At 53.1% G+C, this 14,607-nt stretch carries 14 protein-coding genes and 1 tRNA gene; 11 read left to right on the top strand and 4 right to left on the bottom strand.

What is annotated here, in order from left to right; genetic code table 11:
• The first annotated feature begins 3 nt into the window (after positions 1-3).
• The 3 genes from HOJ08_01375 to HOJ08_01365 are packed head-to-tail and all read left to right on the top strand — an operon-like array spanning position 4 to position 2,773.
• Positions 4-960, top strand: a complete 957-nt coding sequence (locus tag HOJ08_01375) for a Gfo/Idh/MocA family oxidoreductase (GenBank protein MBT5672088.1) — start codon at positions 4-6, stop codon at positions 958-960.
• Positions 960-2,072: a DegT/DnrJ/EryC1/StrS family aminotransferase gene (locus HOJ08_01370; GenBank protein ID MBT5672087.1), complete on the top strand. Its 1,113-nt coding sequence runs from the start codon at positions 960-962 to the stop codon at positions 2,070-2,072. The genes HOJ08_01375 and HOJ08_01370 overlap by 1 nt, the downstream gene beginning before the upstream one ends.
• Positions 2,069-2,773: a hypothetical protein gene (locus tag HOJ08_01365; protein MBT5672086.1), complete on the top strand. Its 705-nt coding sequence runs from the start codon at positions 2,069-2,071 to the stop codon at positions 2,771-2,773. The genes HOJ08_01370 and HOJ08_01365 overlap by 4 nt, the downstream gene beginning before the upstream one ends.
• A gap of 20 nt (positions 2,774-2,793) precedes the next feature.
• Here the strand turns inward: HOJ08_01365 and HOJ08_01360 are convergent, their stop codons facing one another.
• The 3 genes from HOJ08_01360 to HOJ08_01350 all read right to left on the bottom strand — a co-directional run bounded on the left by HOJ08_01360 (position 2,794) and on the right by HOJ08_01350 (position 4,017).
• On the bottom strand, positions 2,794-3,222 hold the full coding sequence (locus tag HOJ08_01360; protein ID MBT5672085.1) for a CBS domain-containing protein: 429 nt from the start codon (positions 3,220-3,222) through the stop codon (positions 2,794-2,796).
• Positions 3,223-3,327: 105 nt separating this feature from the next.
• Positions 3,328-3,873: a hypothetical protein gene (locus HOJ08_01355; protein ID MBT5672084.1), complete on the bottom strand. Its 546-nt coding sequence runs from the start codon at positions 3,871-3,873 to the stop codon at positions 3,328-3,330.
• 69 nt (positions 3,874-3,942) lie between these two features.
• Positions 3,943-4,017: transfer RNA gene (locus HOJ08_01350), tRNA-Gly, on the bottom strand.
• A gap of 286 nt (positions 4,018-4,303) precedes the next feature.
• On the opposite strand from HOJ08_01350, the gene HOJ08_01345 reads away from it, so the two are divergent.
• The 3 genes from HOJ08_01345 to HOJ08_01335 are packed head-to-tail and all read left to right on the top strand — an operon-like array spanning position 4,304 to position 6,186.
• Positions 4,304-5,260: a co-chaperone YbbN gene (locus HOJ08_01345; protein MBT5672083.1), complete on the top strand. Its 957-nt coding sequence runs from the start codon at positions 4,304-4,306 to the stop codon at positions 5,258-5,260.
• A gap of 53 nt (positions 5,261-5,313) precedes the next feature.
• Positions 5,314-5,967: a peptidase S16 gene (locus HOJ08_01340; GenBank protein MBT5672082.1), complete on the top strand. Its 654-nt coding sequence runs from the start codon at positions 5,314-5,316 to the stop codon at positions 5,965-5,967.
• A gap of 21 nt (positions 5,968-5,988) precedes the next feature.
• Positions 5,989-6,186, top strand: a complete 198-nt coding sequence (locus HOJ08_01335) for a Trm112 family protein (GenBank protein ID MBT5672081.1) — start codon at positions 5,989-5,991, stop codon at positions 6,184-6,186.
• Positions 6,187-6,198: 12 nt separating this feature from the next.
• On the opposite strand, the gene HOJ08_01330 is transcribed toward HOJ08_01335, so the two are convergent.
• A complete protein-coding gene (locus HOJ08_01330; GenBank protein MBT5672080.1) occupies positions 6,199-7,494 on the bottom strand; it encodes a UbiH/UbiF/VisC/COQ6 family ubiquinone biosynthesis hydroxylase in 1,296 nt (431 codons plus the stop codon).
• A 294-nt stretch (positions 7,495-7,788) separates the two neighbouring features.
• On the opposite strand from HOJ08_01330, the gene HOJ08_01325 reads away from it, so the two are divergent.
• The 5 genes from HOJ08_01325 (at position 7,789) to HOJ08_01305 (ending at position 14,597) form a co-directional block, all read left to right on the top strand.
• The gene (locus HOJ08_01325) at positions 7,789-8,127 is read left to right on the top strand and encodes a P-II family nitrogen regulator (protein MBT5672079.1); all 339 of its coding nucleotides are present in this window, start codon (positions 7,789-7,791) and stop codon (positions 8,125-8,127) included.
• A 27-nt stretch (positions 8,128-8,154) separates the two neighbouring features.
• The gene (locus tag HOJ08_01320) at positions 8,155-9,453 is read left to right on the top strand and encodes an ammonium transporter (GenBank protein ID MBT5672078.1); all 1,299 of its coding nucleotides are present in this window, start codon (positions 8,155-8,157) and stop codon (positions 9,451-9,453) included.
• 509 nt (positions 9,454-9,962) lie between these two features.
• Positions 9,963-11,240, top strand: coding sequence for an ammonium transporter (locus HOJ08_01315; GenBank protein MBT5672077.1), 1,278 nt, complete (start codon positions 9,963-9,965; stop codon positions 11,238-11,240).
• 239 nt (positions 11,241-11,479) lie between these two features.
• Positions 11,480-13,921, top strand: a complete 2,442-nt coding sequence (locus tag HOJ08_01310; GenBank protein MBT5672076.1) for a cell division protein FtsK — start codon at positions 11,480-11,482, stop codon at positions 13,919-13,921.
• A 13-nt stretch (positions 13,922-13,934) separates the two neighbouring features.
• Positions 13,935-14,597 carry an outer membrane lipoprotein carrier protein LolA gene (locus HOJ08_01305; GenBank protein MBT5672075.1) on the top strand — a complete coding sequence of 221 codons (663 nt, stop codon included), beginning with the start codon at positions 13,935-13,937 and terminating at the stop codon, positions 14,595-14,597.
• Positions 14,598-14,607 lie beyond the last annotated feature (10 nt).

The following is a 14,607-nucleotide window of genomic DNA, read 5'->3' as shown; positions in this document are numbered from 1 at the left end:
TAAATGAGAGTGCTTATCCTGGGGTGCTCATCAATTGCCAGCCGCCGCGTCATCCCGGCATTAAAATCAATCCCCTGTATTGACGGCATTGATATTGCCAGTCGGCACAAATCAGACGCCGCACCAAACCTGATTTCCCAAGACGGCACGGTCTATGACAGCATCGACGTTGCTCTGGCTGAAAGCGCGGCAGAAATCGTTTATGTTTCCCTTGAAAACAGCGCCCATACAGATGCTATAAAAGCCGCCCTTGAAACGGGCCGACACGTCATCGCCGATAAGCCCGCTACGCTCAATCTCAAAGACGCGGAGCGACTTGTTACATTGGCAGAATCAAAGAACGTCATATTTGCTGAGGCAACTGTCTTTCTGGATCACCCCCGGATTGCGGATCTATCCGCCATTCCTCGTGGCCCGAACCAACCCTATAGAATACATGCCTGTTTTTCATTTCCACCCCTGCCCAAAGATAACTTTCGATATGATCCCAATGGTGGGGGTGCCATCAATGATCTGGGGCCTTATGCCGCGGCAACTTGTCGGTATTTTTTTAAAATAGACCCCCTTGAAATGACCTGTTACGCCTTATCCCACAGTGATGACAAAAAAGTAGAAACAGCGTTTTCTGTGACGGCCGTATATGCGGGTGGCGGAATTTTTTCAGGAACGTTTGGTTTTGACACGGAATATCAAAACTGGATTCAAGGGACCGGGCATGGGCTTGCCATCAAACTTGATCGGGTTTTTACCCCGCCGCCAGACATGGCATTGGAAATTGGAATTCGCAGAAACAATGCATTCGAAACAATCACATCATCGCCCGGCGATTGTTTCACCGCTATGATCAATCGTGTTCTGAATGGCATAGAAACCAATGCATCGGCCGAATTTCATTCGGCACTTCTTCAAGATGCCCGGTTCTGTGATGGTCTTCGGTCACACATAAAAGAGAGTGTTTAATGACCATTGGTGTTTGGGACTATCGTGATGAATACAAGGAGCTGCGAGAAGAAATTCTTGCCGCTGTTGATGGTGTGTTTAAATCAGGCCGCCTTATTTTAGGAGAACATGTCGCGGCATTTGAACGTGAATTTTCTGATTTTTGTAATTTAGACACCCCCGGCGTCGGCGTTAACAGTGGGACTGACGCGCTGTTTTTGGGCTTAAAAACACTTGGTATTGGGCCCGGAGACGAGGTGATCACCGTTGCCAATACAGCCGTGCCAACCGTGGCTGCCATCATCGCGGCCGGGGCACGCCCACGCTTTATTGATATTGATCCCGACACCTATCAAATGAACGCGGGGCTTCTGGCTGGCGCGGTGACAGAGAAAACAAAATGCGTGTTACCCGTCCACCTTTATGGACAATGCGGCGACATGGACTCCATTACATCAACAGCAAAGAAACATGGTCTTTTCGTGCTGGAAGATTGTGCGCAATGCACCGGGGCGGCGCACAATGGCCAGCGCGCCGGAACCTTTGGCGACATAAGTGCATGGTCATTTTATCCAACCAAGGTTCTGGGTGCCTATGGTGATGGCGGCATGATCACCGCATCTGATCCGGCGTTGCTGGAACATGCCCGGTCTTTACGCATGTATGGCATGAAGGGGCGGTATTACGCGGAAGAAAATGGCTATAATTCCCGGCTTGATGAAGTTCAGGCCGCCATTCTTTCAATCAAGCTCCGCCATATCGAAACATGGGTTGCCCAACGCACTGCGATCGCCGCACGGTACCAAACAGACCTGCAATCGGGGGGCCTTGTCCTGCCGACAACGGCGCCGGGGAACCAACACGCATGGTATCTTTATGTCGTCCGGCACCCTAAACGTGACGCGATTATCGAATCACTTGCCCAACGCGATATCATGCTCAACATCAGCTACCCCTGGCCCATTCACACCATGAAGGCTTACGCCAAATTGGGATATAAAGAGGGCGATCTACCTGAAACCGAAAAAGCCGCGCGGGAGATTTTCTCGCTGCCAATGTACCCAGCATTTGCCAAAGCCGATCAAGAGCAGGTGTGTTCTGCGCTGCTTGAAATTTTGGAAACCCTGTCATGACCCTGCCAATCCATAATCTGGATGATTTCCGTAACGGTCTGCGCATCAGTGCTCAGACAGAGCCAACCGATCCGCAACCCATCATCGATCATCTGGAACAACGCCGAGAGAATCTTAAATTCGAAGCGAGCCTGGTGCCACTTTCCGAACTCCATGGTTGGCACAATGATCCTCAATCTGGTGCGCTCAGCCATGAATCGGGGCAATTTTTTGCCATCAACGGTGTGCGGACCAAGGCAGGAACCGCGCGCGAAGTTGCAGAATGGGACCAACCCATTATCACCCAACCAGACGGCGGCATCCTCGCCCTTGCCTGCGGGTTACGGGGTGATGAGATATATTTTCTGCTTCAAGCGAAACCCGAGCCCGGCAATATTGGCTACCTGCAACTTTCACCAACCATTCAGGCAACCCGAAGCAACCTGCGCCAAGCCCATAAGGGAAAACTGCCCCCACTGGGGGAGCTTCTTTTGGATGATGGCGAAGTCATTACCCTATACACCGCCAGCCACAATGAAGAAGGGGGGCGTTTTTGGCGCAAGACGAATGAAAACCGGATTCTTCTGGTGCCCGATATCGACGCACTGGCCCAACCCTATGATGGCCAGTTCATTGCCGCGAGCTTGAGCCAGATCAAGGCGCTCTGTTTATGCGATAATGTTTTAAGCCCCTTTGTAAAGACCATCATCGCGCCATTCTAAAACACCAAATTCTTGCGCTCTTATTGTGCGACGTAAGCCCTAAGGGCTTCGGCTTCGTGTTCGATTTCATCGACATGGCATTTCACCACATCACCGATAGACATCATGCCGCACAAGGCACCATTGGCCATCACTGGCAAATGGCGAATACGGTTTTGGGTCATAACATCCATCAATCCCGCCACCCCATCACCGGGCGCACAGGTGATCACCTCGCACGTCATCAATTCAGATGCCTTATGGTCCAGGGCCGTTGAGCCTTCTGTGGCGATTGCCGCAACAATATCCCTTTCGGATAAAATGCCATCGGGCGTTTTATCATCGGCACTGATAACCACGGCGCCAATACGGGCGTCATGAAGCAGGCGTGCAATTTCGCCAATAGGCGTTTCTGGAGATGCGGTAACAACGCTACTACCCTTTAAACGGAGAACAGTATCCACAAGCATGGTTTTCCTCCTCTGCTTGTTAAGCGTTAGAGGAGTGTAGCAGATTTGGCAGTAAAAAAAACCCCTGGCCCGAGATCGGGGGTTACAGGCTAAACCAGACAGACATCAGTTTTTGGGCTTTGGGGCCAATACGCCAACGGCGATGACAAATCGGTTTTCATCGATCCGCTGGAACATATGCAATTCAAACCATTCCATAAATTTTGGAAGCCAAAAACCAGCCCGTTCCTGAATAAGATGGGCGTTGCGTCCATCAGGTAGGTTTTTACCCGCCGGGCCGCCATGCACTGTGAAAAAACCGATTTTCTGTGTAACACGCTGAAGATCGTCCAAGACGCTATCGAGACAATTGGGCTCGATATGTTCCAACACATCAATGCAAGCAACCAATTCGCGCGGTTCCGGTTTCCCCGACCATTTAGGGATCGCTGGGTCGTAGTGGTGAAATTTAGGACAGGGGGATAGTTTTTCCTTACAGATCTCGCCTAGTCGGCCCTTGCCTGCCCCATAATCCAGAATGTGTTGAATGTTATTCTTTACAACAAGTTCCGCTAACATCGGAGCCGTTACCACAGAAGCAAGCCCGTAATCCGGGTTTTCGTGCAGTTTTTCCTGTTGTCGCCGGTATTCTTCGCTGATCAATTCAGGCATCTTCACAATCACCCACAAATGGGCCCCCACAAGTAGCGAGCAACCACAGCACCCGTTTGGCAGAAATATTGGAGCGGGCGAAGAGATTCGAACTCTCGACCCCAACCTTGGCAAGGTTGTGCTCTACCCCTGAGCTACGCCCGCATCCATATTTTCCCCAAAGGATATGACCAAACTGGCCATATTGGGAAGGCCCGCGATCATAATAAAAGAACCCGGCTTTGCAAGCCCTCTCTCTGTCTTTTCCACAGAACGGCAAATGAACTGCAAAAAATGCCCTCTGCCCCACCTTTTACCCGCCTATCCACCACGTTATGGTACAAAGCATATTGGTTGACCTTCGGCCCGTGGGACCCCATTTGATAGGGTGGAACACCCAAAATGGCCCGCAAAACGCAAAAATCCAAGAAAATGAGGAAATTACAGCACGATGAATACCATAATCGGAGATACGGGTAACGGCGAGACGCCCATTGCCGAAAACACAGACAATGGGGCATTGGTCCGTGATGTCGATACAGCCTCTTTTGCCGCCGAAGTCATTGAGGCCAGTCAGAAGATCCCCGTTATCGTAGATTTCTGGGCACCTTGGTGCGAACCGTGCAAACAATTAGGCCCAATGTTGGAAAAGCTGGTCACCGCTGCCGGGGGCAGCGTGCGTCTGGTCAAAATCAACATTGATGATAACCAACAGCTGGCCCAACAATTGCGCGTCCAGTCTGTCCCGATGGTTTATGCCTTCGTTCAGGGCCGGCCCCTTGACGGGTTTTCTGGTGCCTTGCCGGAAAGTGAATTGAAAGCCTTCCTCGACCGGGTCATCGAAGGCGCGGCCAAAGCCGGGTTAGAAACCCAGGGAGAGCCCACAGCGGGCCAAATCATCGAGAAGGCCAAAGAAGCGTTGGCCAAAAAAGATGATGGCAACGCGATGCAATTGTTCGCCCAGGCTTTGGAACTTGATGATGAAAGTGTCGAAGCCCTGGCCGGGCTTGCGCGCTGTTATATTGCTGCGGGTGAAATTGAGGCGGCCCAGGGCCTGATTGATTCAATCCCCGAAGACAAGGCCAGCCACGCCGATGTGGTCGCCGCCAAAAGTGCATTGGATCTTGCGACCCAAAGTGGCGATGCCGGTGAAACAGATGAATTCGAAGCGAAGCTGGCGACAAACCCTGATGATCATCAAGCACGGTTTGATCTGGCAATGGCACGGTTCGCAGCCGATGATCGGGCCGGTGCCGTGGATGAACTTTTGGAACTTGTTCGCCGCAACCGCGAATGGAACGATGGCGCGGCCAGACTTCAATTGTTCAAAATGTTTGATGCCTGGGGTGGCGATGATGAATTAACCCAGGATGGACGCACCCGCCTTTCAACGCTTTTATTTTCCTAGAGGCCATCGTGAGCGACGATCCTTTTGCACCTCGTTTCGAAGATCTGGCGGAGATCATTCCGATCTTTCCTCTGGCCGGTGTGTTGCTGTTACCAGGCGGGATGCTGCCACTGAATATATTTGAACCGCGCTATCTTGCCATGACCCGCGATGCCATCCGAACCCAAACCCGTTTAATCGGAATGATTCAACCCATCGGTGGCCCTGACATCCGCAACCCACTGACACCCGGACAAGAGAACGGTCGGGTGGGGCCAGAAATTTATCCCACGGGTTGCGCCGGGCGCATCACCAACTTCGCCGAAACCGATGACGGGTGTTATCAAATCACCCTTTCAGGGATTGCGCGTTTTCATATTGCCGATGAACTCGCCCTTGAAAATGGCTATCGCCGGGTGCGCCCGGATTTTGGCCCTTTTCGTGCGGACATGGAAACCCCTACCTCCGGGGGGGCGGCAAGCACGCGGCTTCTGGGCGCGCTTGAACATTACTTTACCCTACAGGGCATTCAGCCAGATTGGGCGACACTGCGCAAAATGGAAACCACTGAACTGGTAACGTTTCTATCCATGGCTTGCCCCTTTGATGCATCGGAAAAACAAGCCCTGCTTGAGGCCCAAGACACAGAGGCCAGAATGCACGTATTACTATCCGTGCTGGAAATGTCCGGCGTTTTAGACGATGGTGGTGCTGGCACCCGGCATTAATTTTTATAATGGAACCTGATCATGGCATCCTCTGACGACACCAATACAGTTGACCCAAAGCTTCTTGAAATTCTTGTTTGTCCCCTGACCAAGGGGCCACTTGATTATGACGCGAATGCCCAAGAGCTGATTTCAAAGCGCGCGGGGCTTGCCTATCCTATCCGTGATGGCATCCCTGTCATGCTGGCCGATGAAGCCCGCAAGCTGGATGATGCGTAACCTTTAAATTTTTTAAAGCACGTCCCCCCGAACCAACCGGGGCAGGTCGCCGGTGATGCCCATGGCTTCACGCATAAACAACCGGCGCGCCGGACCGATGGCATTGACAACATCAATCCCCACACCCCGAAACAAACGCAAGGGCGCATTATTGGTTGAGAACAACCGGTTTAATATATCTGTCGCCCCGGCCAATGCGACCGCATCAAAACCGCGCCAGTGTTGATAATCTTCTAAAACCGTTTTCATACCGATATCAAGCCCAAGCCTGGAGGCGTCCACCACCACCTCTGCGAGCGCGGCTGCATCGCGGATGCCAAGGTTGAGGCCTTGGCCCGCAATGGGATGGATGGCATGGGCCGCATCCCCAATTAATGCCAGGCGATCTGCAATATACGTTTCAGCCAGACTAAGCCCCAAGGGATAAGACCAGCGTGGACCCGTTGCACACACGCGGCCCAGATGGTCGCCGAACCGGCGCGCAAGTTCGCCATTAAAATCGGATTCATTTAATTTTAAAAATGCCGGGACCAGATCGCTTCGGTCACTCCACACGATCGATGATCGGTGATGGCCATCTAAATCATCGGTCATTGGCAAAATCGCAAAGGGCCCTGGTGCCAAAAATTTTTCGTACGCCACACCCAGATGGGGCTGGTCATGGATCACGGTTGTCACAATGGCGGATTGATCATATTGCCACGATGTCGTGTTTATTTTTGCGCCGTTGCGCAATCGTGATGCCCGCCCGTCCGCCGCCACAACCAATCGCGCCGTTATCACCGTGCCATCATCAAGGCACACCTTGGCGCCTGTTTTTCCCCGTTCAATATTTTTAACAACCGCAGGGGCCATAAATTTCAGGCCTGACAGGGAGGGCAATTTTTCCATTTGTGCCCGACGGATAATCCGGTTTTCAACAATATGCCCCATGGGCTGGGCATTTGAAGCAGGGTGAAGTTCTTTGTGATCAAAATGCAGGAATGCGGGCGTTCCGCCATCGGTCACGTCAATATCCAGTATGGGCGCCGCATCCTGAGACATTGCTTCCCATAAACCAATGGTTTCCAAAACCTGGCGCGATCCCAATGATAGCGCTGAAACCCGGCCATCAAAACCGGCATCCGCAAACCCGGCAGGATCAAGTCGTTCCACAACCGTAACGGTTAGGCCAGCAGATTCCAGAGCCACGGCAAAGGTCATGCCTGCCATGCCCCCACCAACGACGACAACATCACAAGGCGCCGGTTTGCCACCATTTAAAGCCGTTTTTGGGCTTTTTTGGCTTTTTTGTTGTTCTTTTATCATCGCTCTATTGAAGGCCTACAATTGCTTTTACCTGTCCCTGACAGTGTCCCCCGTCCGGCACCTTGGGTCAAAACCATTCTGGGTGATTAATATTTAGTCGTTTATCTTTCTGTGCCTAATAAACAGGCTGTTATGCCCCGTTTAGGCGGCCTTTATTGTATGTTCGCCTTTGCCATACCCTTTAATCAACTGATATTAAACAGTTTTCCTAAATTCTCAGAAACCGGCACGGCACTTGTAAAGAATAACCCGTTCCCATAACGGGACAGTGTCAAACGCGAAAGGGAAAAACGCATGAAAATGATCGTGGCCATTATCAAGCCCTTCATGTTGGAAGCGGTCCGCGACGCCCTCGGAGAAGTTGGTGTTCAAGGCATGACCGTTACCGAGGTCAAGGGATTCGGCCGACAAAAAGGCCATACCGAAATTTATCGTGGCGCAGAATACGCCATTGATTTTTTGCCCAAGGTTAAAATCGAAGTCGCGGTTGCCGACGACATTACGGGCAACGTCGTCGAAGCCATTCAAACCGCCGCAGGATCGGGAAAGATCGGCGACGGCAAAATATTTGTTCATGAAATTATCAAGGCCATTCGCATTCGTACCGGTGAACTCGACGGCGAAGCCCTTTAGAGGGGATGGGCAATGAAGGAGAAAACAATGAATAATCTCAAACATCTTTTCGGGGGCCTGTTTGTCCTCGTGGCCAGTTTGGCCCTCGGCGTCACCGATGCCCTGGCCCAGACGGCGCCGCCAAAGCTGGACACAGGCGATACCGCCTGGATGCTGACCGCAACCGTGCTGGTTCTGTTGATGACCATCCCCGGTGTCGCCCTTTTTTATGGCGGCATGGTGCGTAAGAAAAACGTGCTGGGAACCGTCATGCAAAGTTTTGCCATTACCTGCCTTGCAACCATCATTTGGATGGTCATTGGTTATTCACTGGCATTTAGCGCCGGCAATGCCCTCGTTGGCGATCTCAGCAAAATGTTCCTGACCGGACTTGGTGTTAACGATCTTTCGGGCACCATCCCTGAATCTGTGTTCATGGTGTTTCAGATGACCTTCGCCATCATTACCCCTGCCTTGATTGCTGGCTCGCTTGCTGATCGCGTAAAGTTTTCATCCCTCATGTGGTTTGTTGGCCTGTGGTTAATCACCGTCTACGCCCCCATTACCCATTGGGTCTGGGGCGGTGGATTTTTGGCAAAAGATGGCGTTCTTGATTTTGCTGGCGGCACCGTGGTCCACATCAACGCAGGCATCGCAGGCCTTGCAGGTGCCATCATTTTAGGCAAACGCAATGGATACGGCGTAGAAAACATGGCGCCCCATAATCTGGTCCTGTCCGTCATTGGTGCCGCCCTTTTGTGGGTTGGCTGGTTCGGCTTCAATGCAGGGTCCGCCGTCGCTGCCAATGGCACCGCTGGCATGGCCATGGCCGTGACCCAAATTGCCGCCGCTGCTGCCGCCCTTTCCTGGATGTTCCTGGAATGGGTCCTCAGGGGAAAACCTTCCGTGTTGGGCATTATATCTGGTGCCATTGGCGGGTTGGTTGCCATCACACCGGCTGCTGGCTTTGTGGATCCAAAGGGTGCGCTTTTTATCGGCATCCTTTCCGGCATCATCTGTTATTGGGGTGCCACGGTCCTGAAACGCACCCTTGGCTATGATGATTCCCTCGATTGCTTTGGCATCCATGGCATTGGCGGCATCGTCGGCGCATTGCTGACCGGCGTGTTCGCAGTCAAGACCATTGGTGGAACCAGCGGCGCCCTGGAAGGCAACGTTGCCCAGGTCTGGATTCAGTTAAAAGCCATCCTCATCACCATTGCCTATGGCGGCACTGTCTCGCTCATCCTGTTTAAAGGGATCGATATGGTTATGGGACTGCGCGTTACGGACGAAGAGGAAATGCAGGGTCTGGATCAGACCCAGCACGGCGAAAGCGTTCACTAACCAAGCTATGCCTCCCCTGCTCCGGTAAATTTATCGAGGCAGGGGAGGACCCCTGAGGATATATTTTATTCCCCTTCTTCGAAACTGGCCCGGAAAGCACAACTTCCGGGCCTTTTTTTCTTTTTGGCTATAATTTAGGCAATTGTCAGTAAATCGCGGTGGCTTCAAAGCCTTCCCAAGGGGGCATATTTCCAATAACCTATTGAAATTACAATGAATTCAAAATTCGGCACAATATTTGATATGTGTTAGAGAGGTTCGGGGCACCGGAGATCAATCCCGGGGCGTTCTGGACCAACTAGAATTTGGCAAAAATCGCCTTAATACATTGATAATATGGGTAAATTTTAAAGTGTTTCGGATAAAACCAAAAATCTGTTTTATCCCAAAATGATTAGTTTTTAGGCAAATCAAAACGGCGCGGTGCATAAATGCGCGTCAAAACAAATTGAAGAAGAAGAACAAGGGGAAATTTAATGTCAACAAGACGCATGCTCGCCGCCCTTATTATGGGGATCATGACGGCCACGCTCATGGCCGTACCTGATGCTTTGGCCCAAGGCGCACAAAAAATGGATGGCGCCAATACCGCATGGATATTGACCTCTACCGCTTTGGTATTGTTCATGACGCTGCCAGGATTGGCGCTATTTTATGGCGGCCTGGTTCGTGCCCAGAATGTGCTTAGCGTTTTGATGCATTGTTTCACCATTGCCTGCATCGTTTCCGTGTTGTGGCTCGTTGGGGTCTACAGCCTTGCCTTCAGTGATGGCGGCGCGCTCCAGAGCTGGATCGGCGGGACGGGAAAGGTGTTTTTATTGGGCGTTACCCCCGATACCTTGTCCGGGTCCCTGCCTGAAGTTGTCTTCTTCATGTTCCAGATGACCTTTGCCATCATCACCCCGGCGTTAATCGTTGGTGCCTATGTAGAGCGCATCAAATTTTCTGCCATGGCGTTGTTTTCCGCGATCTGGGTCGTTCTGGTATACGGGCCTGTCGCCCATTGGGTTTGGGGCGGCGGCTGGCTTGCAGAACTTGGCGTTCAAGATTTTGCGGGTGGCCTTGTGGTCCATGCCACCTGTGGCACGGCTGCCCTGATCATTGCCAAGGAATTGGGCGTTCGTCGCGGCTTTCCGACAGAAATGCGCCCACCCCACAGCCCCGGTCTGGTGATGTCTGGTGCCGCCATGCTGTGGGTTGGCTGGTTTGGATTTAACGGTGGATCGGCATTGGCAGCCGACGGTGCTGCGGGCATGGCCATTACGGTTACCCATATTTCGGCCGCCACCGCCGCGTTGGTCTGGATGGCGATTGAATGGACCAAACACGGCAAGCCCACCCTGGTCGGTATTACCACCGGGGCCATTGCCGGGTTAGCCACCATCACACCAGCATCGGGCTTTGTTGGACCCATCGGGGCCCTTGTCATTGGCGTGGTCGCCGGACTGCTTTGCTATGTGTCTGTCGGACTGGTCAAAATGAAATTTGGCGTCGACGATGCCCTGGATGTTCTTGCTGTCCACGGTGTGGGTGGTGTCACCGGCACATTGCTGACAGCGATCTTGGGGGCAACTGCCTTTGGCGGGCTTGGCCTGTCCAAATTGACCATCGCCAGCCAGTTTTGGGTCCAGTCCATTGGCGTCCTCGCCGTTGTTGCCTGGACGGCCATCGTCACCTGGATCATTGTCAAAATCATCAAAGCCACAACCGGGCTTCGGGTTGATGAAGAAGAAGAAGCAGAAGGCCTGGACATCCGTGCCCATGGTGAACGCGGCTATATGCTGTAAATCTCTAGCCCTAACCCGCCCTACCCCGTGAGCATAAGGCGGCACCCCTTTGTGGGTGCCGCCTTTTGTTTGCGTGATCAAGCCCAATTTGGGGATAGCGTTAATAGGGGCTTTTCCACAGCGCCAGAGGATAGTATTGTGAGTTCATTGTTTTGACCCACAAGATGTGGGGGCAGTGACTTGCCTCTATAAAGCCCAACACCAGGCCAACACCAGGCCAACCCTTATCGAAAGAGGCCATGGCGCGAACCACCACCGATGTAAGCAAAATCCCATTTCTTCCCGCAAGCGTGGCCGCTTTTCTGCGTCGTCGTATGGTCGAGCTGGGGGGGGCGGCCCTGTTTATTTTTGGCCTGGCAAGCTTGCTTGCTTTCTTCAGCTTTTCATCAACGGACCCGTCCCTCAACAAGGCCGTTGATGGAACCGTTTCCAATCTCATGGGAATTTGGGGTGCTATTGGTGCCGATATTGGGCTCCAATCCATGGGCATTGCCGCAAGTTTGCCCGGCATCGCCATGTTGGTCTGGGGATGGCGCGTGGTTACCAAACGGCCCATCCCCCGTGCCTGGCTTAAAATTACGGTCATGCCTTTTGCCCTCCTGTTTATCGCCATGGGGGCTGCTGGCTTTGCACCCCCTGTTGATTGGAGCCTTCGTGCGGGCATGGGCGGTTATCTGGGTCAGCTTGTGTTGGGCCAAACGGCCGGGTTGATTGGGGAAACCGGGTTGCGCCTACCCATTGTTTTGATCGGCATGCCCTTTCTTCTCATCGGATTGATGCTGGGCCTTTACACCCTTGGTTTCAGCCCAGCCGAATGGCGCGCCTTTGGACGCACGATGTGGCGTGGCACCCGGGTTGGCGGACTATTCCTTGGCGCCCGTGCCACAGCGGGTTGGCAAATGGGCCGTAATTTTGGCGCCAATGGCATTCGAAATTGGGGCCGGACAAAGACCCGGACAGAACCCCGTATGGGCCTTCGCTCCAATCGTGCGCCCAACGCAATCGACATTGACGAAACAGATGTCACCCTTTCCCCAGATGAAGACATCGGCCCTTCAAGCCTTTTAGAAACACCCAAGCCAGAAGCGCCCACAGAACCATTGGTAACCCCCAGATCAACCCCCGCACGCCAGGGCCGCCGAGCCGATGAAGGCCGCCAGACGATGCTGGATCTGGTTCGTGATGGGAATTACGAACTGCCCCCCCTTGATCTTTTGGCCGAGCCCCCGGTTCAAGTGGTTGAGCCTGAACATGCCAAGGAATCCCTTGAAGCCAATGCCCGGTTGCTTATGGGAGTTTTGGAAGATTTTGGGGTAAAGGGACAAATCCTGAAAGTACGCCCGGGCCCCGTGGTGACCCTTTATGAACTGGAACCCGCTGCGGGCATCAAGTCATCAAGGGTGATTGGTCTCGCCGATGATATCGCGCGCTCCATGAGTGCGGTCAGCGTCCGCATTGCCGTGGTACCCGGACAAAATGTTATCGGCATTGAACTGCCCAATGCCCGACGCGAAATGGTTTCGCTTCGTGAATTGCTCTCGTCTGAAGCGTATGAACGCACCGCATCCAAACTGACATTGGTATTGGGCAAAGACATTGGTGGCGCACCGGTCATGGCAGACCTTGCCCGCATGCCCCATCTCTTGATTGCAGGCACCACCGGGTCTGGTAAATCCGTCGCCATTAACACCATGATCCTGTCCCTTCTATACCGCCTGACCCCGGACGAATGCCGCTTCATCATGATTGATCCCAAAATGCTGGAGCTGTCTGTCTATGACGACATTCCCCATCTATTGGCACCGGTTGTGACGGAACCGGGCAAGGCGGTGGTGGCCCTGAAATGGACCGTAAAGGAAATGGAAAACCGGTATCGCAGCATGTCTGAATTGGGGGTGCGCAATGTTGCTAATTATAATCAGCGCGTCGCAGAAGCCAGCAACAAGGGCCAAACCCTGACCCGCAGTATCCAGACCGGATTTGATCCTGAAACCGGAAAGCCCGTCATCGAAGAACATGCCCTGGACCTGAAACCCATGCCCCTGATCGTCGTTGTGGTGGATGAAATGGCCGATCTGATGATGGTTGCGGGCAAAGAAATAGAAGGGACGATACAACGCCTGAGCCAGATGGCGCGGGCCGCAGGCATTCACCTGATCATGGCAACCCAACGGCCATCGGTTGATGTCATCACCGGCACCATCAAGGCGAATTTCCCAACGCGGGTCAGTTTCCAGGTCACCTCCAAAGTGGACAGCCGCACCATCTTAAGCGAAGGCGGGGCCGAACAGCTTTTGGGACAGGGCGACATGTTGTACATGGCAGGGGGCGGGCGCATCACCCGGGTCCACGGCCCGTTTGTTTCAGATCAGGAAGTAGAAAAAATTGTCGCTGCCCTGAAGTCTCAGGGAGAGCCCGAATATATTGACGCTGTCACCATCGATGAAAGTGCAGACATCAGTGCCGGGGCAGGGGGCAATGGGAACAACGATGCCCTTTATGATCAGGCGGTATCTTTGGTGCTGCGGGAACGCAGGGCGTCTACCAGCTTTATCCAGCGCCATCTGCAAATCGGCTACAACCGGGCGGCACGCATCATGGATCAGATGGAAGCGGACGGCGTCGTCAGTTCCGCCAACCACGCTGGCAAACGTGAGGTCCTGCCCGGCGGCACCCTTTAGAGGCGCCTTGATCATGCCATCCTTTGAACCGAGCATCCCAACCATGACCCTGACCCGATTTTTCACACCCCTCATTTTTTTGGCCCTATTCGCGGGCCTACTAGGGCTGGCCGGGCCAGCAACCGCACAGACGGTACAGGGGCGTAACCATGAGGCGCTTTTAAAGGTCGAGCGTTATCTGGATTCCATTCGCACCATGCAATCAAAATTTTATCAGGCCGGGGCCGATGGCTCTGTTACACGGGGCACCATTGCAATGAAACGCCCCGGTCGATTGCGCATTGAATACGCGCCCCCATCACCGGCCCTGATCATTGCCGACGGCAGATGGTTTATCTTCTATGACAAGGAACTGGAGCACCCCAGCTACACACCCATCGATGACACGCTGGCCGGGTTTTTGGTGCGCAAAAAAATTCGCCTTTCCGGTGATGTGAAAGTAACCCGCTACGTCCATGAAAAAGGCGTCATTCGCGTCTCCATTGTACACCGCGATGAACCGGAACAGGGCTCTCTTACATTTCTTTTTTCTGACAATCCCCTGAAGCTTTTGCAATGGCAAGTCATCGATTCCCAGGGGGGCGAAACACGGGTTTCCCTGATTGACCCAGAATTCGGTATGCCCCTAAATTCAAAATTATTTGAATTTAGGGCACCAAAAACTGATTCGGAATAAACCCCACGCA

The sequence above is a fragment of the Rhodospirillales bacterium genome (assembly GCA_018666775.1).
Classification (GTDB): domain Bacteria; phylum Pseudomonadota; class Alphaproteobacteria; order SMXQ01; family SMXQ01; genus JABIXC01.
The sequence above is the reverse complement of the archived record's forward strand: the minus strand, read 5'-3'. Positions and strand labels throughout refer to the sequence as shown.